16 protein-coding genes and 1 pseudogene are annotated in these 17,418 nt (G+C 72.3%); 3 read left to right on the top strand and 14 right to left on the bottom strand.

What is annotated here, in order from left to right:
* Window positions 1-47 precede the first annotated feature (47 nt).
* Window positions 48-785 carry a hypothetical protein gene (locus GA0070560_RS10385; RefSeq protein ID WP_091294247.1) on the bottom strand — a complete coding sequence of 246 codons (738 nt, stop codon included), beginning with the start codon at window positions 783-785 and terminating at the stop codon, window positions 48-50.
* Between the two features lie 163 nt (window positions 786-948).
* On the opposite strand from GA0070560_RS10385, the gene GA0070560_RS10390 reads away from it, so the two are divergent.
* On the top strand, window positions 949-2,166 hold the full coding sequence (locus GA0070560_RS10390; RefSeq protein ID WP_091294249.1) for an arginine deiminase: 1,218 nt from the start codon (window positions 949-951) through the stop codon (window positions 2,164-2,166).
* A 281-nt stretch (window positions 2,167-2,447) separates the two neighbouring features.
* Here GA0070560_RS10390 and GA0070560_RS10395 read toward each other — a convergent pair whose 3' ends face one another.
* The 12 genes from GA0070560_RS10395 to GA0070560_RS10450 form a co-directional block, all read right to left on the bottom strand.
* Complete coding sequence (locus GA0070560_RS10395; protein WP_091294252.1) at window positions 2,448-3,332, bottom strand: DUF5926 family protein; 885 nt, start codon at window positions 3,330-3,332, stop codon at window positions 2,448-2,450.
* A 61-nt stretch (window positions 3,333-3,393) separates the two neighbouring features.
* Window positions 3,394-3,810, bottom strand: a complete 417-nt coding sequence (locus GA0070560_RS10400; RefSeq protein ID WP_245675465.1) for an ATP-binding protein — start codon at window positions 3,808-3,810, stop codon at window positions 3,394-3,396.
* Window positions 3,811-3,881: 71 nt separating this feature from the next.
* Window positions 3,882-5,339: a sensor histidine kinase gene (locus GA0070560_RS10405; RefSeq protein WP_091294258.1), complete on the bottom strand. Its 1,458-nt coding sequence runs from the start codon at window positions 5,337-5,339 to the stop codon at window positions 3,882-3,884.
* A gap of 52 nt (window positions 5,340-5,391) precedes the next feature.
* Window positions 5,392-6,183, bottom strand: a complete 792-nt coding sequence (locus tag GA0070560_RS10410; protein WP_091294261.1) for a glycerophosphodiester phosphodiesterase — start codon at window positions 6,181-6,183, stop codon at window positions 5,392-5,394.
* Window positions 6,184-6,193: 10 nt separating this feature from the next.
* Window positions 6,194-6,529 (bottom strand): rhodanese-like domain-containing protein, encoded by a 336-nt coding sequence (locus GA0070560_RS10415; protein WP_091294264.1) that lies wholly within the window; start codon window positions 6,527-6,529, stop codon window positions 6,194-6,196.
* 57 nt (window positions 6,530-6,586) lie between these two features.
* Window positions 6,587-7,525: an LCP family protein gene (locus GA0070560_RS10420; protein ID WP_170839351.1), complete on the bottom strand. Its 939-nt coding sequence runs from the start codon at window positions 7,523-7,525 to the stop codon at window positions 6,587-6,589.
* A gap of 206 nt (window positions 7,526-7,731) precedes the next feature.
* Entirely contained in the window at window positions 7,732-8,943 is a 1,212-nt protein-coding gene (locus GA0070560_RS10425; RefSeq protein ID WP_091294266.1) for an LCP family protein, read from the bottom strand.
* Between the two features lie 281 nt (window positions 8,944-9,224).
* Window positions 9,225-10,451 (bottom strand): LCP family protein, encoded by a 1,227-nt coding sequence (locus tag GA0070560_RS10430; protein ID WP_091294269.1) that lies wholly within the window; start codon window positions 10,449-10,451, stop codon window positions 9,225-9,227.
* A gap of 77 nt (window positions 10,452-10,528) precedes the next feature.
* Window positions 10,529-11,503 (bottom strand): NAD-dependent epimerase/dehydratase family protein, encoded by a 975-nt coding sequence (locus GA0070560_RS10435; protein WP_091294271.1) that lies wholly within the window; start codon window positions 11,501-11,503, stop codon window positions 10,529-10,531.
* Between the two features lie 95 nt (window positions 11,504-11,598).
* Window positions 11,599-13,272 (bottom strand): solute symporter family protein, encoded by a 1,674-nt coding sequence (locus GA0070560_RS10440; protein ID WP_091294273.1) that lies wholly within the window; start codon window positions 13,270-13,272, stop codon window positions 11,599-11,601.
* Complete coding sequence (locus GA0070560_RS10445; protein ID WP_091294276.1) at window positions 13,250-13,621, bottom strand: DUF485 domain-containing protein; 372 nt, start codon at window positions 13,619-13,621, stop codon at window positions 13,250-13,252. The genes GA0070560_RS10440 and GA0070560_RS10445 overlap by 23 nt, the downstream gene beginning before the upstream one ends.
* A gap of 203 nt (window positions 13,622-13,824) precedes the next feature.
* Entirely contained in the window at window positions 13,825-14,580 is a 756-nt protein-coding gene (locus GA0070560_RS10450; protein ID WP_091294279.1) for a flavin reductase family protein, read from the bottom strand.
* A 700-nt stretch (window positions 14,581-15,280) separates the two neighbouring features.
* Here GA0070560_RS10450 and GA0070560_RS10460 point away from each other — a divergent pair.
* Both GA0070560_RS10460 and GA0070560_RS10465 read left to right on the top strand, forming a co-directional pair.
* Window positions 15,281-16,054 (top strand): annotated as a pseudogene (locus GA0070560_RS10460) (helix-turn-helix domain-containing protein).
* The gene (locus GA0070560_RS10465; RefSeq protein WP_091294283.1) at window positions 16,051-16,245 is read left to right on the top strand and encodes a DUF397 domain-containing protein; all 195 of its coding nucleotides are present in this window, start codon (window positions 16,051-16,053) and stop codon (window positions 16,243-16,245) included. Before GA0070560_RS10460 ends, GA0070560_RS10465 begins: the two are co-directional and overlap by 4 nt.
* A gap of 231 nt (window positions 16,246-16,476) precedes the next feature.
* On the opposite strand, the gene GA0070560_RS10470 is transcribed toward GA0070560_RS10465, so the two are convergent.
* Window positions 16,477-17,343, bottom strand: a complete 867-nt coding sequence (locus GA0070560_RS10470; RefSeq protein ID WP_091294285.1) for a hypothetical protein — start codon at window positions 17,341-17,343, stop codon at window positions 16,477-16,479.
* Between the last annotated feature and the right edge of the window lie 75 nt (window positions 17,344-17,418).

The following is a 17,418-nucleotide window of genomic DNA, read 5'->3' on the forward strand; positions in this document are numbered from 1 at the left end:
CGAGGGTGCCTCTCGGCGGCCCTGGCCGCGTGCCGTCGCCGGTGACGTTACCGGCGGGCGGCCGGCTTGTCAGCGGCCGTTCGGCCCTCCTCGTACCACCGGTAGTCGGCGGCCGGACGGTACGTGCCGTTGAGCCAGGTCTGCGGCTGCTGCGCGATCCGGGACAGCTTCTCGGCGGTCGCCGGGCTGATCCGGTTGCCGCCGGCGACGAGGAGCCGGTCCAGCTCCCGATGGGTCGCCATGAGGCAGTCCTTGGGCAGGCCGTACACGCTGATGACGCCGGAGCCGACGAAGGTCAGCACCGGCGTCACCGGGATCGGCAGGCCGACGGCTTCAGAGAGCGCTTTGCTCGCCCGCTTGGCGTCCCGGCGGGCCTCGGCCACGTACGGCGGCCGCTTGCCGTTGATCTGCACCACGTCGCCGGCCACCAGCACGCGGGCCCGCCCGTGGTCGGCGATGCTCACCGCGAAGAGCCCGCTCGGGCCGATGGCGAGGAAACCGGCCCGGTCCTCCTGCCCGCGGTCGAGCAACGCGTCGGGGGCGTCCGTGCGCGGCCACTCGATGACGTGCCAGGCGGGGCCGAGGTGGTCGAGTTGGCCGAGCGCCCGGGCCCCGGCCGCCTCCAGGCGGCGGGCGTCCCGCTCGGCCCGACGGCGGCGGGCCCACTCCAACGGACCCGGCCGGGCCGGCTGGAGCGCGGAGGGCGCTTCCGTCCGGGGGTGCGGCACCGCCACGGGCGGCAGTGCCCGGGTGGGTACGGCTCGGCGAGCGGGAAAGACAGTCATCGCGACCTCCGGCAAAAGGTCCCTCGAAGTTATGTCCTCACTACCCTACGTTGCCATCCCGGGGGTTCGGCAAGTTGGAGCGCCGGAATGAGTGCGGATGAATGCCATATTCATCCACAGTTCTTCCCGTGAACACTGCTCATACCTGTCCTACGCTGCGAGGGTGACCCACTACGTGGACAGCGAGGTCGGTCGGCTCGGCACGGTGCTGCTGCACCGACCGGGGCCCGAACTCGCCCGGCTCACCCCTCGCAACAACGACTCGTTGCTCTTCGACGCTATCCCATGGGTGGGACGCGCGCAGGAGGAGCACGACGCGTTCGCCGCGGCGTTGCGCGGACACGGGGTCGAGGTGCTCTACCTCGCCACGCTGCTCGCCGAGACCCTCGCCGTGCCCGAGGCGCGCGCCGAACTCACCGAGCAGGTGCTCCGCTCGCCCCGGCTCGGCGACACCCTGCGCCGCCGGGTCGCCGACCACCTCGCCTACCTCGATCCGGCCGCCCTGGCCGACGTGCTCATCGCCGGGCTCGCCCACGAGGAGGTACGGATCACCCCGGAGCGCCCCGGCGGCCTGGTGTGGACGCTGATGGACCGACACGACTTCGTCATCGACCCGCTGCCCAACCTGCTGTTCACCCGCGACTCGTCACTGTGGATCGGCGACCGGGTCGGCGTCACCAGCCTCGCCATGCCCGCCCGCCGCCGGGAGACCACCCTGACCGATGCCATCTACCGGTACCACCCACGTTTCGTCGGCACCGAGGCCGTCTACCACCCGGGGCTGGAGCACCTGGAGGGCGGCGACGTGCTCCTGCTCGCCCCCGGCGTGCTCGCCGTCGGGGTGGGCGAGCGGACCACACCGGCCGGTGCCGAGCGGCTGGCCCGGCAGGTGTTCGCCGCCGGGCTGGCGCACACCATCCTGGTGGTGCCGATCGCCCAGGAGCGGGCCACCATGCACCTGGACACGGTCTGCACCATGGTCGACGTCGACGCGGTGCTGATGTACCCGAACGTCGCCAGCTCGCTGTCGGCGTACACGGTCATCGCCGGGCCGGACGGCGAGCCGCGGGTGGACGGTCCCGCGCCGTTCCTACGCGCCGCCGCCGACGCGATGGACCTCGACCAGCTCCGGGTGATCGACACCGGCCTGGATCCGGTCACCGCCGAGCGGGAACAGTGGGACGACGGCAACAACACCCTCGCGCTGGCGCCCCGGCTCTGCGTCGGCTACGAGCGCAACGTGGAGACCAACGCACAGCTCGAACGGGCCGGCATCGAGGTCATCCCGATCGCCGGCTCGGAGCTGGGCTCCGGCCGGGGCGGCCCGCGCTGCATGTCGTGCCCACTGGTCCGCGAGCCGCTGCACCCGACCGGGAGCTGACCGGTCGGCCGCGCCCGGCTCCGCCGGCCCGCGACAGGACCACGCTCGCCGCGACGGCCTCCGCTCGGCCGCGCCGGGCCGCGACGGCCCCCATGATCGGCACCAGGGCGCCGAAACGGTGCTGTCCGGCCCACCGCGACTCCGCAGTTCCGGCGCCACGGTGTCGATCATGCGCCGCCGGGCGGGCGTCGGCCATGCGCCGCCGGGCGGGCGTCGGCGAGGCGAACGGTACGGCCCGCCGGGTGGGCCGGCGGGCCGTGGTGGTGCGGGGCGGGCGAAGGTCAGCGCAGGGTGAGCTGGCGGCCGAGCAGACCCTGGCGGGCCCGGCGTCCTGCGGCGTCCAGCGGTTCCTTCTCCTCCAGCGCCTCGGCGTACCGCTTGGCGAACTCGGCGACCGGGGCCTCCCAGTCGGCGGCCGGGACGTCCTCCGGCAGGTCCCAGACCGGCACCAGCCGGCCGTGCGCCCGGAACATGCCGGCGAACTTCGTCTGCTCGCCGAGGGTCAGCGAGCCGGCGGCGGAGAGGCGGGAGAGGGCGTCCAGCGCGGTGTCCTCGTCCTCCGGCAGCACCCAGCGCACATGCGCCTTCTCCGGCACCCGGCACCAGTAGGCGGCCCCGGCGGCGGCGAGCTTCACGGTCGGGTAGACGGCGGCGTTGGCCCGCTCCAGGGACGCCTGCACCGCCGGGTCGTCGGCCGCGCCCGGGTCGAGCCAGAACTCGAAGCCGTCGTGCATGGCGATCTCCAGCGGGCTGTCCACCAGGATGTCCTGCAGGCGCGGGCCGGGGCCCGGCAGCGGCGGCACGGAGACCTGGCCGCCCGGCTCGGTACGCAGCGCGCAGAGCAGCGCCTCGGCCAGGTCCCGGGAGACGTCACCGGACTGCTGGTGCCGCTGGAGGCCGATGAAGACCCGCCCGTCCGGCTTGGTCATGGCCGGGGCGGCCATCGGCAGCACGGTGGCGAGGGTGACCGGGCGGTCGCCGTACTCCTCGACGAGTTCGGGGGTGAGCCGCAGCGGCGCGGAGGCGGCCGGCACGAGCTCGCGCAGGGCGATCCACTCCGGCTCGTCCGCCAGCCCCTCGAACGGGCGGGGCACGAAGATGTCGCGGACCTTCTCCCGGCGGGGGGCGGCTTCGACGGCGCGCTGGTTCTTTCGACGCTTACTCACGGCGACACAGCCTAGAGGCCGGAGCCGGGCGGCGTGGGGAGGACCCGCCCGCTGGCGCCGGTCAGCCGGCCGCGACCAGGTCGGGCCGGGACGAGGTGGTCGGGTCGAACTCGGCCCAGACGCTCTGGCCCAGGCCGTCCCGGTCGACTCCCCAGCGGGTGGACAGGCCGGAGACGATGTGCAGGCCACGGCCGTCGACCGCGTCCGGGCTGGCCTCCCGCATCAACGGACCGGCCGCCGCGCCGCCGTCGGTCACCCGGATCGACACGCGCGGGCCGGTGGGTGTGGGCCGCAGCCGCCAGGCCACCCGGACCACCCCGCCGGGCAGCGGGTCGGCGTGCCGGACCGCGTTGCCCACCAGCTCGGCCAGGACCGCCACCAGGTCGGCCAGCAGCGCCGGGGACACCACCTCGGCGAGTTCGTCGGCGAGCCGGTGCCGGGCCAGCCGCGCGCCGGTGGCGTGGTGGGGCACCACCACACACCACGATCGTTCGACCGTTCGCGCCGACACCCTCGCTCCTTCTCGCCCGCGCCCCGCCGGCCCCCAGGTCATCCCCGGGGCAGCCGCACCTCTGCGACGGTACCGCCACCGTTCCTCGGGCGGAGGGATACCCATCCATTCTGCTGTTCAACGATCCGACGGACGAGATAGAGGCCGAGCCCGGCGCCCGGGTAGCCCCGGCGGTCGCCGGACTCCCCCTGCCAGAACCGGTCGAAGGCGCGCTCCACGTGCTCGGGGCGGATGCCGATGCCCCGGTCGCTGACCCGGAAGGAGACCGTCTGCCCGTTCGCCCCGGCGGTCAGCTCGATCGGCGAGCCCGGCGGCGAGTACTTCCCGGCGTTGGTGCTCAGCTCGGTGAGCACGGTCGCGATGCTGTGCCGGTCCCCGAGCGCCTTGGGCAGGTCGGCGGGCAGGTTGAGGACGAGTCGGTGGCGCAGGTCGGCCGGGAGGTCCGGCACGGCGGCCCGGAGCGCCTCCGGGAGGTCGAACGGGACGGTCGGGTCGCCGTCGGGGCGTACGTCGGTGGCCGAGGAGAGCAGCCGGTCGACGAGCCGGGTCAGCTCGTTGGCGCGCTGCCCGATGACCCGGGCGGCCTGCCGCCGGTCCGCCTCGGTCAGCGACTCCCAGTGGTCGGTGAGGGTGTCCGCGTACCCCTTGATCACGGTGACCGGCGTGCGCAGCTCGTGGCTGGTCACCGCGACGAAGAGGTCGCGGTCGGAGTCGCGGCGCTGCTGGTCGGTGATGTCGCGGAAGGTGACCACCCGCAGCAAGCCCGGCCCGGCCAGCTCCCCGGAGGTGATCCGCAGCCAACGCCCGTCCGGCATCCGGTGGTCGAGCACCTGGCCCGACGGCGGGAGCGGGAACGGCAGCGGCCGGTTCAGCGCCTCCGTGGAGCAGCGCCCGGTGAACTGGGCGGCGGCCGGGTTCCAGAGCCGGACGTGGCCGTCCCGGTCGACCACGGCCAGTCCGTCGGCGAGCGCCGCCACCACCGGGCCGTCACCGTGCACCGGCAGGCCGCTCTGGTCGCCGTACATGTGGGCGATGCAGGAGGCGAGGTAGCCGACCACGGCGTGTGCGGTGCCGTCCTCGGCCCCCTCGATGTCGGAGTAGAGCGCGTGCAGGCTGCCGACGGTCAGGCCGCCGATCTCGGCCCGGGCGGCGATCATCCGGCGCAGTCCGCGCGCGGCCAGTTCGTCGGCGAGCGGGCCGGGGAGGCGGTCGAGGTGCACCTGCCGGACGCGGGGGCCGGCGAGCAGGCAGACGGTGGCCGGGTCGGTGGCGGGCAGCGGCCGCCCGATGGTCCACTCGGCGCTGCCGCTGGCGGCGATGACCCGGCCGCCGGTCGGGGTCAGCTCGACGAAGGCCAGGCTGTCCGCGCCGAGCGCCGGACGGGCCACCTGGAGGAGTTGGGTGAGGACGGGCAGCCCCGCGTCACCGGAATTGATCATCTCGATGACCGTGTTGTGGCCGGTGATGAGGGCGGCGAGATCGGTACGCTCCGGCATGTCCCGAGTGTGCCCCGCCGACCGGAGTCCGGGCACCCCCGCTCGGTGGCCCTCACCGGCCCAGCCGGGCCAGCGTCCGGGCCGGCCGGTCGGTGATCACCCCGTCCACCCCGGCGTCGAGGACCAGTTCCAGGTCGTCCGGTTCGTTGACCGTCCAGACGTACACCTGGTTGCCGGCCGCGCGCAGCGCGGGCACCAGTTGCGGGCGGGCCCGGACCAGCCCGATGCCAGGGCCGGCGATCCGGGCACCGAAGGGCAGCCGGCCCAGCCGCAGCCAGCGCGGCAGCACCTCCAGCAGCAGCACCGTGGGCAGCGCCGGGGCGAGTTCCCGCATCCGGCGTACGGCCAGCGGTGAGAACGACATGACGGTGACCTGGACCGGGTCGTCCGGGCGGGGCTCGGCCAGCCCGTGCCGGCGCAGCGTCGCGACCAGCTTCCGCTCGACGTCCCCGCCGTATCGGGACGGGTGCTTCGTCTCCACCAGCAGCCGGACCGGCCGGCCGGCGGCCGTCACGGCGGCCAGCAGGCGGTCCAGGGTGAGCAGTCGGGTGTGTGCGTCGTCCAGCACCTCGTCCCCGTCGGCCGGTACGCAGCCCGGGTGCCAGGACCCGAAGTCCAGCGCCTCCAGCTCGGCGAGGGTACGGGCGCTGACCAGCCCGTGGCCGTTACTGGTCCGGTCCAGTCGGCGGTCGTGCACGCAGACCAGGTGCCCGTCGCGGGTCAGCCGGACGTCGCACTCCAGTCCGTCCGCGCCCTCGTCCAGGGCGCGCAGGTACGCCGCGAGGGTGTGTTCCGGGAGGTCGGCCGACGCGCCGCGGTGCGCGAAGACCAGCGGATCGCCCATGCCCCGACTCTCAGATGACCTGGCCGGGCTGCCCGTCCTCGCCGATCACCGGCTTGCCGACGGCGGCCCACTGGCGCATCCCGCCGTCGGCGTTGCGCACCTGCTCCCACCCGTTGTTGAGCAGGTAGCCGACGACCTGGGCGGAGCGCCCGCCGGAGCGGCAGATGACCGCCACGTCCCGGTCGGTGGGCACCTCGGCGAGCCGGGCCGGCAACTCCGTCATCGGCAGGTGGTGGGCGCCGGGGGCATGGCCCGCGGCCCACTCGTCGTCCTCGCGGACGTCGAGCAGGTAGGTCCGGTCGTCGATCTCGGTCACGGGCACGGTGGGAACCTGGGGTCCGAACACGGGTGAAAGCCTAGATCCTCGGCGGCCGGGTCGGCACCGGGCCGTCCGGTGGTTGTGTCACAACCGGGTGACCCAGCGCGGGTTGGCGGTCGCCCAGTCGGGCATCCGTTCGGCGCGGACGGCGTCGAAGAGCCCACCGCCGCCGTTGTCGAGCACCACGTAGGAGACCTGGTCGATGGTCTGCGGGTACGATGGCACCTGCACCCCGCTCAGCGCGTCCGTCGGCAGCGCCCGCAGGGCGAGGGCCAACTCCTGCAGGGGGACCCCGTTGGTGTCCACGGTCAACGAGCCGCCGACCGCCCGCAGCACCCGGTCCAGTTTGACCGGGTCGCCGCGCAGGTCGGTCTGGCCGGCCCGGTCGAGCACCGCCCGGAGCAGTTGCTGCTGGTGCCGTTGCCGGTCGTAGTCGCCGCCGGGCAGGTCGTAGCGCTGGCGGACGTAGTCGAGCGCCTGCGCGCCGTTCATCTGGTGGCAGCCGGGGGTGAAGACCCGGTTCGTGTGGATCGAGCGCACCTCGGTCCGTACGCACATCCGGATCCCGCCGAGGTGGTCGATGACCTGCTTGAAGCCGGAGAAGTCGATCAGCGCTGCCCCGTCGAAGCGGATTCCGGTGAGCCGGCTGAGGGTGGTGGAGAGGAGCCGGGTGCCGCTCTCGCCGCCGCCGCCGTGCTCGTACGCGGCGTTGATCTTGTCCTGTCCGCCCGGGTACCCGTTGCCGGGCGGGATGGCCACCAGCAGGTCACGCGGCACGGAGATGAGGTACGCCTGCCGCATGCCGGGTGGCAGGTGCACGATCAGGATGGTGTCGGAGCGCTGGTCCGGGCGCTGCGAGCCGGCCCGCCGGTCCGAGCCGACGAGCAGGTAGTTCAGCCCTCCGTCCAGGTCGGTGCGCGCCTGTCGGGCGTCCGGGGCGAGCAGTTGCTCGCGGGTGACGGTCCGCTCGTACCGGGAGGTCAGCGCTTTCATGCCGACGACGGCGAGTGCGGCCAGCAGCACCAGCGCGAGGCCGGCGCCGAGCAGCAGGCGTGGCCAGCGGGCGGCCCGGGGGCCGGGCGGCGGTGCGCCCTGTCTCCGGTTGGCCCGCGCTGACCTGGACGTGACGCCCTCCCCGTGGCCGTTACGTGAGGCATTCTCACGTCAGGCTACGGGTCGGTCGGTGCCGGGCGGGCGGGTTTCGGGACAGCTACCCGCCGGTCACCCGGTCACTTGCGGGTGGAGAGCACGGACGGGTTCGCGTACACGAATTCGCCCAGCTTGTCGTTCTTGACCGCCTTGAACATCTCCAGCGTCTGCTCGCTGAGCGCCTCACGGTTGTTGGCGTTGCCGTGGAACGTGCCGCCGTTGGTGCGGAGCATGGTCAGTTCGTTGGCGCTGATGCCGCGCAGGGTGAAGACGAAGTCGGGGACCGGCACCCCGCCGGTGTCCAGGACGAACGCCTTGCCGGCCGCCCGGATCAGCTGGTTGACCTTGATCGGGTTGGTCAACATGCCCTTGTCGGTGGCCTTCTTCGCCATCGCCTTGATCAGCTGCTGCTGGTTCTGCTGCCGGTCGTAGTCGCCGCCGGGCAGGCCGTAGCGCTGCCGGGAGTAGTCCAGCGCCTCCAGGCCGGACATCTGGCGGCACCCCTTCTTGTAGACCACCGGCGTCATCGGCCGGCCGGTCTTCTTGGCGTCCGCCTTCCACATCTGCTTGCCGTCGACCATCACCGTGTGGATCGACTTCACCTCGTGCTTCACGCAGATCCGGACGCTGCCCAGGGTGTCGATGACGTTCTTGAAACCGCCGAAGTTGATGATCGCGGCGCCGTCGAAGCTGATCCCGGTCATGTTCTTGATGGTCTGCGCCATCAACTGGGCGCCGCCCTCCCAGCCGCCGCCGTTGCGGGCGCCGGCCTGGAACGCTGCGTTGATCTTGTCGGTGCCGCCCCGGAAGCCGCTCTTCTTGAAGGCCGGGATCTGCGCCTCGGTGTCCCGCGGGATCGAGATCATGTACGCCTGGTCGTGGCTGGACGGGATGTGCAGCACGATGATGCTGTCCGCCCGCACGTCGTCGGCCGCCCAGCGCTCGCGGGCGTCCACGCCCAGCAGCAGCATGTCGATCGGGCCCTCAAGGTCGGCGCCGCCCTCGGCCTCGCTCTTGCCCGCCCCGCCGAGCAGGTTCTTCTGGGCGATGTTGCCCGTCGCCTGGCTGATCAGCGCCTTGCTGCCCACGATGGCGATGCCGCTGGTCATCATCAGCACCGCGCCGAAGACCACGGTGAGCCGGGCCCAGAGCGGGTCCTTGCGCTTCGAGCGCTTCTTCGCGCCGCCGGTGCGCTGCCCGCCCCGACCCCCCTGGGCCGGGATGCTCGCGGACGCCCGTGGGTAGGGGTCGGAATCCGGCGACGTGGGGCGGGGGCTGGTCTGAACCGGCATGCGTGCTCCAGCTCGCTTGATCGGGGGGCGGAACCACTTTACGTACCGCTCCCTGTCAAGGCGAGGTCGTCACCTGCTCAATTCTCAGATATCCCGACAGTTCTGACCACGGTTCATCCGAACGGATGAGGCATTGCATCTGATCGGTGGCTGGTCATCGATGATCGAGCCATGTCGGAGCGTACCTCTGATGACGTCCGTCGAAATGTGCCGGCAACGACCCGCCCGGCGGACCGACCCCCGGCGGTGGTCGTGCGACCCGGCCGCCGGGGATTGCGGCGTCAGTTGCCCTTGGTGTCCGGATCCTTGTTGGCGGCGACCCAGTCGGCCATGGTGTCCGCCGACATCGCCTTGTACATCGCCAGCGCCTTCTCCCGGTCGGACACCACCACCGATTCGCCGTTGATGGTGTCGCTGCCCGAGTTCGGACTGGTCAGGAAGATCAGGTTCTCGCCGCGCAGGCTCCGGAACTGCAACGCCATGTCGGCCAGCGAGAAGTCCTTGTCCACCGTCACCGCGTCGGTGACCGACTGGAGGAACGCGTTCAGCTTCTTCGGACTGGTCAGCGTGCCCGAACTCGCCGCCTTGTCCATCAGCGCGCGGAGGAACTCCTGCTGGTGGCGCATCCGGGCGAAGTCGCCGTCCGGGAACTGCTTGCGCTGCCGGATCCAGTCCAGCGCGGTCGCGCCGTCCATGTGCATGGTGCCCTTGGTGAACTTCCGGTACGGCTTGTGGATCGAGGTGACGCTCCGCTCCACCTTCAGGTCCACGCCGCCGAGCGCGTCGGTGACCTCCTTGAAGCCGCCGAAGTCGATCGCCATGACGTGGTCGATCCGGACGTCGGTGAAGCATTCCACGGTCCGTACCGCCAGCGGCAGGCCGCCGAACGCGAAGGCCGCGTTGATCTTCGCGCGCCGGCCGGAGCCGCACTCCGCGCCGGCGCTCTCCGGGATCGGTACGTACAAATCGCGCGGGATGGAGACCAGGTAGGCCGACTTGTGGTCGGCCGGGACGTGCATGACGATGATCGTGTCGGCCCGCCACTGGCTCTGCTGGTCCACCGGCGCGTCCGGGTCACGCGAGTCCGAGCCCACCAGCAGGATGTTCAGCGCGCCGTTGACCGCCTTCGCCGGCCGGCCGCCGGTGATCTCCGAGAACGGGTCGGTCCGGGCCAGGTCGTTGTTCAGGCTGCGGGTGTACATCCAGGCGCCCGCGCCGCCCAGCAGCGCCAGCACCAGCACCGCCACGCCGGCGACCAGGCCGATCCGCCCCCAGCGCGGGCGCGGCCCGCGCCCCCCGGGGTCGCCCGGACCCGGGGGCAGGCCCGGCCCGCCCGGGCTGCCGGGCCCGCCGGAGCGCGGCTGCCCCTCGTCGTACGAGGGGTACCACTGCGCGTCGGGCTGTCGGGCGCGCCCGGTGGCGCCCCGGCCGGGACCGGGAACCTGGGCGCGTCCGGAGCTCCGGTGCAGATGCGGGAGCGGGACGCCGGCAGACGATGTCGCGGACATGTGTTTCAGCGTACGTAGCCCGGTCGAGGGTTGCCCGAAGGCGAAGGCCGGACCGCCTCCCGCGTGGCGCGGAGGCGCTACCCTAGCCGGCTGCGGAAGTACGCGATGGTGCGCCGCAGGCCCTCTTCGGGCGAGACGGTCGGTTCGTATCCCAGCAGCTCCCGGGCGAGCGTGAGATCCGGCCGGCGCATCTCCGGGTCGTCCGCATTGCGAGTGATGTACGTCACCTCAGAGCTGCTCGCGCAGAGTGACACGATCGTCTCGGCGAGTTGCCGCATGCTCATCTCGTGCTCGGTGCCGCAGTTGATCGGCCCGGTCTCGGTCGAGTCGAGCAGCAGCAGGATGCCGCGCACCAGGTCGTCGACGTAGCAGATCGACCGGGTCTGGTTGCCGGTGCCGTGCACGGTGATCGGCTCACCGCGCAGCGCCTGCGAGATGAAGGTGGGGATGGCCCGGCCGTCGTCGGGACGCATCCGCGGGCCGTACGTGTTGAAGATCCGGACGATGGCGGCGTCCAGCCCCCTGCTCCGGTGGTACGCCATGGTGGCCGCCTCGGAGAAGCGCTTCGCCTCGTCGTAGACGGCCCGCACCCCGATCGGGTTGACGTTGCCCCAGTACGTTTCGCGCTGCGGGTGCTCCTTCGGGTCCCCGTACGCCTCGGAGGTGGAGGCCATCAGGAAGCGGGCGCCGTCGGCGAGCGCGCGGTCCAGCAGGTGCAGGGTGCCCACCGAGCCGACCCGGAGGATCTCCACCGGCAGCTTCTCGAAGTCGGTCGGGCTGGCCGGCGAGGCCATGTGCAGGATGGCGTCGAACCGCTCCGCCAGCGTCGGGTGGGCCGGCAGCCCGTCGGAGATGTCCGCCTCGACCATGGTGAAGGTCGGCGTGTCCAACAGGTGGGCGACGTTCTCCTTGGACCCGGTGACGAAGTTGTCCAGCGCCACCACCGTGCAGCCGCGCTCGACGAGCCGGTCGACCAGGTGGGACGGCACGAACCCGGCGCCACCGGTGACGAGGACGCGGTGACCGGTTCCGAAGCGCGGGGCTACGTTCATGCCGGCCAGCCTACTCAGCGGTGCCGGCCGGAGGGGCGCGGCATGCGGCGGGGTCCCGGCGCGTGCCGCGCCGGGACCCCGCCCGTGGTGGACCGTCAGTGCGCGCCCGCGCCGGTGAGCGCGCGCACCTCCAGTTCCGCGTACTTCTCCTCGTCGTGCTCCTTCGAGATCACCGTGCCGATCCAGCCGCAGAGGAAGCCGAACGGGATGGAGAGGATGCCCGGGTTGGACAGCGGGAACCACTGCCAGTCCTGGTCCGGGAACATCGCGGTCGGCGCTCCGGAAACCACCGGGGAGAAGAACACCAGGAACACGGCCGAGAGCAGGCCACCGTAGATGGCCCAGACCGCGCCGGAGGTGTTGAACCGCTTCCAGAACAGGCTGTAGAGGATCGCCGGCAGGTTGCCCGACGCGGCGACCGCGAAGGCCAGCGCCACCAGGAAGGCCACGTTCAGGCTCTGCGCGAAGATGGACAGGACGATCGAGACCGCGCCGATGACCAGCGCGGAGACTCGGGCAACCGTGACCTCCTGCCGCTCCGACGCCTTGCCGTTCTTGATGACGTTGGCGTAGAAGTCGTGCGCCAGGCTGGACGACGAGGCCAGGGTCAGCCCGGCCACCACCGCCAGGATGGTGGCGAAGGCCACCGCCGCGATGATCGCCAGCAGGGTCGCCCCGCCCAGGTTCCCGCCGAGGAAGTCCATGCCCAGCGCCTCGGCCAGCTGCGGGGCGGCGGTGTTGCCGGCCTTGTCCTGGGCGGTGATCGCCTCGCCACCCACCAGCGCCGCCGCGCCGAAGCCGAGAGCCAGGGTGAGCAGGTAGAACGTGCCGATGATGCCGATCGCCCAGAGCACGCTCTTGCGGGCCGCCTTCGCCGTCGGGACGGTGTAGAAGCGGATCAGGATGTGCGGCAGGCCGGCGGTGCCGAGCACCAGCGCGATGCCGAGCGAGAGCAGGTCCATCTTGCTGTAGAAGGTCTTCAACGCGTCGCCGGGTGTGTCGACCCCGTACCGGAGCCCGGGTTCCAGGAACGCGCTGCCCTTGCCCGAGGCGGACGCGGCGTCGCCGAGCAGCGAGGAGAGGTTGAACTTGTACTTTGCCAGCACCAGCAGGGTCATCACCAGCGCGCCGGCCATCAGCAGGAACGCCTTGACGATCTGGACGTAGGTGGTGCCCTTCATCCCGCCGACCGTGACGTAGATGATCATCAGGGCGCCGACCATGACGATCGTGGCGACCTTGGCGGTCGCGGCGTCCATGCCGAGGAAGGTGGTGCCCGGCTTGATGCCGAGCAGGAGCGCCACCAGCGCGCCCGCGCCGACCATCTGGGCCAGCAGGTAGAAGATCGACACGGTGATGGTGGAGACCGCCGCGGCGGTGCGGACCGGACGCTGGCGCATCCGGAAGGCCAGCACGTCGGCCATCGTGTACCGGCCCGAGTTGCGCAGCAGTTCGGCGACGAGCAGCAGCGCCACCAGCCAGGCGACCAGGAAGCCGATCGAGTAGAGGAAGCCGTCGTAGCCGTAGAGGGCGATGATGCCGGCGATGCCGAGGAACGAGGCGGCCGACATGTAGTCGCCACCGATCGCCATTCCGTTCTGGAAGCCGGAGAAGGAGCGCCCGCCGGCGTAGAAGTCGGTGGCGGTCTTGGTCTGCCGGCTGGCCCAGATGGTGATGGCCAGGGTCACCGCCACGAAGATCAGGAAGAGCGTGATGGTGAGGTTGCGGGCGGTGCCGCCACCCGCCTCAGCCGCGAGGACCGTGTTCATGCTTCACCTCCCCGATCTCGGCGCGGATCCGGTCGGCGATCGGGTCGAGCTTCCGGTCGGCGTGCCGGGAGTAGAGCCAGGCGATCAGGAACGTCGAGACGAACTGGAGCAGGCCGAAGACGAGGGCCACGTTGACGTTGCTGCCGAAGAGCTTCGTACCCATGAAGCCCCGCGCGTACGCGGAGAGGATCACGTAGAGCGCGTACCACAGGAAGAAGGCGACGGTCATCGGGAAGACGAAGCCGCGCAGCGCGCGACGCAACCCGGCGAACTCGTCCGACCGTTGTACGGCCAGATACCGCTCGGCCGCCGACTCCGTCGGGGCGGACGCGGGCGTGTCCGTGGACATTTTGTGGATCACCACCTTCACAGGTGTCGGGAGTTTCGCGCACGGTAGAGAGCGCGGTCCCCGGCCGGGAAGGCTGTGATCGAGGGTGGTCGCCGGCTGCGCCGAACGGTCCGCCCGCTGCGCCGAGTGACCCAGGTCACTCCGGTGAGCGGTCGCCCGGTGCGCCGACCGCCGGTGGTCGGCGCACCCGGTCGGCGTACCCCTCAGGTCAGCTCGTGGTAGCGGCCCCGGTAGTGCAGCAGCGGCATGGTCTCCTCGGCCAGGTCGACCGCCTCGATGGTGGCCTCGACCAGCAGGCCCCAGCCGTACTCCCGGGCGGCGTCGAGCCGGCAGCCGGCCCACCCGCCCGCGTCGGACGGCACCGGGCCGTACGGGGTGTCGGTCCACGAGCCGGTGGCGAAGAGTCCGCCCGGGGAGGGGAAGAGGCCGGCGAACCGGTCGGCGAGCTGCCGGTGCGGTGGCCCCAACGGTGACACCGCGAACCGTCCGGCCTCCTCGATCGCCGCCCACACGTCCGACTCCGGGTCGATCAGGCCGAGCAGCCGGTCCGGCTCCCCCTCGGCGACAAGCGTGGACGACACGGTCAGCCCCGCCGGACCGGGGGCCGTCCAGAGCGTCACCGGGGCCGCGAGCCGGCCCCGCAGCCGGCGTACCGGCGAACGCTGCCCGGCCGGCACGGCGAACGGGTCGGTGTGGTGGATCTCGGCACCCGGTTCATGATTCACGTGAAACATTGTGCCGCCCCGGGCCCGCGCCCAACCCAGGAAGCGTTCGTGCAGGTCGGCCGGGCGTGCCTGCGGGTGGAGCCGGGCGAGCTGGTCACCCGCCTCGACCATCAGCCCGCCCAGGTATACCAGCAGCGCCGCCCGGTCCTGCCGGTACTCGACCAGTAGCCCGAGCCGGGCCGGCTGGCACGGCCAGTGGGCCCCACAGGCCCGGCACCGCCACAACGGCCGCATCGGCAGATGGCTCCGCCTCACCGTGCCGCGACCCGTCGAGGTGGTGGCAGCCTCCGGCCGCTCCGCGTGCCACGTCCGGCCGAGGTCCGGACGAGCGGCGGCATCACCAGCGGCCCCCGTTCGCGCGCCAGGTCTGTGCCGGGGTCAGCCAGCCCGCGCAGCCGGGCCGGGGGAAGGCCACGGTCGGCTCGGTCGACCACGCCGGTGCCTGGTTCGGCCGGCGTGTCGCCCGCGGCGTCGCCACGCCCGGCACCCCGGTCGCCGGTCCCGCCATCCCCGGGTACGACCGGAAGGCCGCCGGTGCCACCGTCCCCGGGTACGGCGGAAAGCTCGCCGGTGCCGGTGCCGGTGCCGGTGCCGGTGCCGACCGTCCGGTCACCGATCCCGTCGGGAACCGTCCAGCCCGACTCCGGGCCGTTGGCCCGGCCGTTCTCCGGTGCCTCGGTGTCACCCGAGTGCGCCGATCCCGCCGGCCGCGCAGGAATCCGAACATGCCGCTCTCCTCCCGGTGTCAGGGGTCGCCCCGGCCAGGGGGGATCGGCCGGGGCGACCCGCGCAGGACCGGCCGCCGGGTAGTCGCCTCCACCGGCCGGGCCGCGTGTCTCCACCCTGGACGCGACAGCGCGGACACGGGAGGATGCCAGGGCTTACTACGCAGCGCGGTCACGTACTTACGGGAGACGTAAGGATGAAGGTCGAGATGTGGATCCGGGCGCTCAAGGCGGCCCGGGCCGGCGCGGAGGTTTCCCAGGAGGGCCTGGCGACACTGATCAGGTGGAGTCCGTCCACGGTGGCCGCGATCGAGACCGGTCGCCGCCGGCCGACCATGGAGTTCGCCGTCGCCGCCGACGAGGCCCTGAACACCGGCGGCCTCCTCGCCAGCCTCCTCAAACCTGCTGAGGGCAGCAGCTCACCCACCTGGTTCGAGTCGTGGCCCGGGCACGAGGAGCGGGCGATCCGGCTGTGCAACTTCGAGCCGTGCCTGGTGCCAGGGCTCCTGCAGACCGAGGAGTATGCGCGCACCGTCTTCTCGACGGGTGGGCTGTACCGGAGCTAGGAGGTGGAGCACCGGCTCATGCTCCGGATGAGCCGGCAGGCACTGCTCCGGCGCGACGACCCCCCGGAGGGCGTGTTCGTCATCGACGAGAGTGCCCTGCGCCGGTCGGTTGGCGGGCCTGCGGTGATGGATCGACAGCTCGGGCGGCTGCTGGAAGTCGCAGAGCTGCCGAACGTTCGGCTTTACGTCCTACCGCTCGACGTCGGCGCGCACGTTTCGATGGGAGGTGGATTCGTGATCGCGGAGCTTCCCGGCGACCACCGTCTGGTGTGTCTAGACAACGCGGCGCGAGGACAGATCGCCGATTATCCGGAGTGGATAGGCTTGGTCCAGCGGAAGTGGGAGCGTCTCCTGGGTGAGGCGCTCGGCGAGCGGGCCTCGCTCGATTTGATCAACAAGTTGAAGGTGACACCATGACCATTGCCGTGCCCCTCTGGCGTAAGTCGACGCGCTCGGACAATGACGGCAACTGTGTCGAGGTGGCCGACAATCTGCCCGGGGTGGTGCTGGTGCGGGACAGCAAGGACCGGTCCGGCCCGACGCTGCGCTTCACCCCCACCGCCTGGCGCTCCTTCCTCGCCCTCACCCGCGCTCCGCACGCCGACTGACACCCACAGGTGGACTGACGCCCGCACGTCGACTGACACCCCGCGCGTTGATCGCGCAGAAACAGGGAAATAGTGGCCTCCTTCGCGATCGAGGCCACTATTTCCATGTTCGAGCGCGATCATGCCCGCCGATCCGGCCCGATCCGGCCCGATCCGGCCCGATCCGGGCCGGAACGGCCGATCAGGCCCGGCGCATTGGCGGGTCGTCACCGGGCGGGTGGGCTGGTCAGGTCAGCGGGCGGTGGCCAGATCGCCGCAGTCGGCCTCGTCGGGCAGCAGCGGCCGGAAGGTGACCGTCCACCGCTTTCCGCCCGAGGCCCACGGGGTCGCCGCGTTCGCCGTGGCGGCGGCGTCGAGGACCTGCCGCACCCGCTCACCGGTGACCGTCACGCAGCTCAGGTCACCGGCCGTGCCGAGCGGGGCACCGGGCAGGTCCGGGCCGGGCCAGGCCACCTCGACCTGCTCACCCGCCTCGTCGTTGGCGACCCACGGCTCGGCGACGGCCGCCACCGCGGTCGGCCGGTACGGCGACGGTGTGGCCGACCCGCCCCCGGTCGCCGCGTCGGTCAGCGACCGGGCGAAGGCGCGCAGCTTCTCCCGGGCCGCCCGCTGGTCGGCGCTCAACCCGCCTTCCGCCTCGACCATGTCGAGGGCCTCGACCGTGGTCTCCTCCACACCGGTGGCCCCCAGCAGGGCGAAGCGGGTCGTCGGGACGTCCGTGACCGGCGGGGTGCCCAGGTCGTCGGCGGTGCCCACCCCGGCCGCCCGGGCCCGCTCGACGAGCCGCGCCACCGCCCCGGCGTCCAGCGTCGTCACCTGGACGTTGGGCAGGGCCGGTGCGGGGTACCGCAGGGCCACCGGCCCCTCGGTGATCATCCGGCCGTCGCCGTACACGGTGACCCTGGGCAGGCGGGTGGCGAGCGCGGCCGGGGTCACGAAGCCACCGATGTGGTCGATGCGGAGCACCACGGCATCGCCGGGGTACGCGGGTGCGGCCGGTCGGTCGCCGGCGCCCCCGTCATCCTGCGGGGCGCACGCCGTCACCAGCAGGATCAGCGGTAGGACCGCCACCCCCCGTACGGCGGAAACAGTCGTCATGCCGGTGTGACGCGGCCACGGCCCGGACCGTTCCCGCCCGGCGTCCGTGGCGGGCTCGGTTCGCTCGGACGGCCT

Origin of the sequence: Micromonospora halophytica (genome assembly GCF_900090245.1) — a bacterium.
GTDB classification, from domain to species: domain Bacteria; phylum Actinomycetota; class Actinomycetes; order Mycobacteriales; family Micromonosporaceae; genus Micromonospora; species Micromonospora halophytica.

Excerpts from the sequence above, each read along its gene's own strand:
- GA0070560_RS10445 (WP_091294276.1), bottom strand. The coding sequence starts at position 13,621 with ATGTCCACGGACACGCCCGCGTCCGCCCCGACGGAGTCGGCGGCCGAG.
- GA0070560_RS10410 (WP_091294261.1), bottom strand. The coding sequence starts at position 6,183 with ATGGGCGATCCGCTGGTCTTCGCGCACCGCGGCGCGTCGGCCGACCTC.
- GA0070560_RS10465 (WP_091294283.1), top strand. The coding sequence starts at position 16,051 with ATGACCATTGCCGTGCCCCTCTGGCGTAAGTCGACGCGCTCGGACAAT.
- GA0070560_RS10430 (WP_091294269.1), bottom strand. The coding sequence starts at position 10,451 with ATGTCCGCGACATCGTCTGCCGGCGTCCCGCTCCCGCATCTGCACCGG.
- GA0070560_RS10405 (WP_091294258.1), bottom strand. The coding sequence starts at position 5,339 with ATGCCGGAGCGTACCGATCTCGCCGCCCTCATCACCGGCCACAACACG.
- GA0070560_RS10470 (WP_091294285.1), bottom strand. The coding sequence starts at position 17,343 with ATGACGACTGTTTCCGCCGTACGGGGGGTGGCGGTCCTACCGCTGATC.
- GA0070560_RS10440 (WP_091294273.1), bottom strand. The coding sequence starts at position 13,272 with ATGAACACGGTCCTCGCGGCTGAGGCGGGTGGCGGCACCGCCCGCAAC.
- GA0070560_RS10425 (WP_091294266.1), bottom strand. The coding sequence starts at position 8,943 with ATGCCGGTTCAGACCAGCCCCCGCCCCACGTCGCCGGATTCCGACCCC.
- GA0070560_RS10385 (WP_091294247.1), bottom strand. The coding sequence starts at position 785 with ATGACTGTCTTTCCCGCTCGCCGAGCCGTACCCACCCGGGCACTGCCG.
- GA0070560_RS10435 (WP_091294271.1), bottom strand. The coding sequence starts at position 11,503 with ATGAACGTAGCCCCGCGCTTCGGAACCGGTCACCGCGTCCTCGTCACC.
- GA0070560_RS10450 (WP_091294279.1), bottom strand. The coding sequence starts at position 14,580 with ATGCGGCCGTTGTGGCGGTGCCGGGCCTGTGGGGCCCACTGGCCGTGC.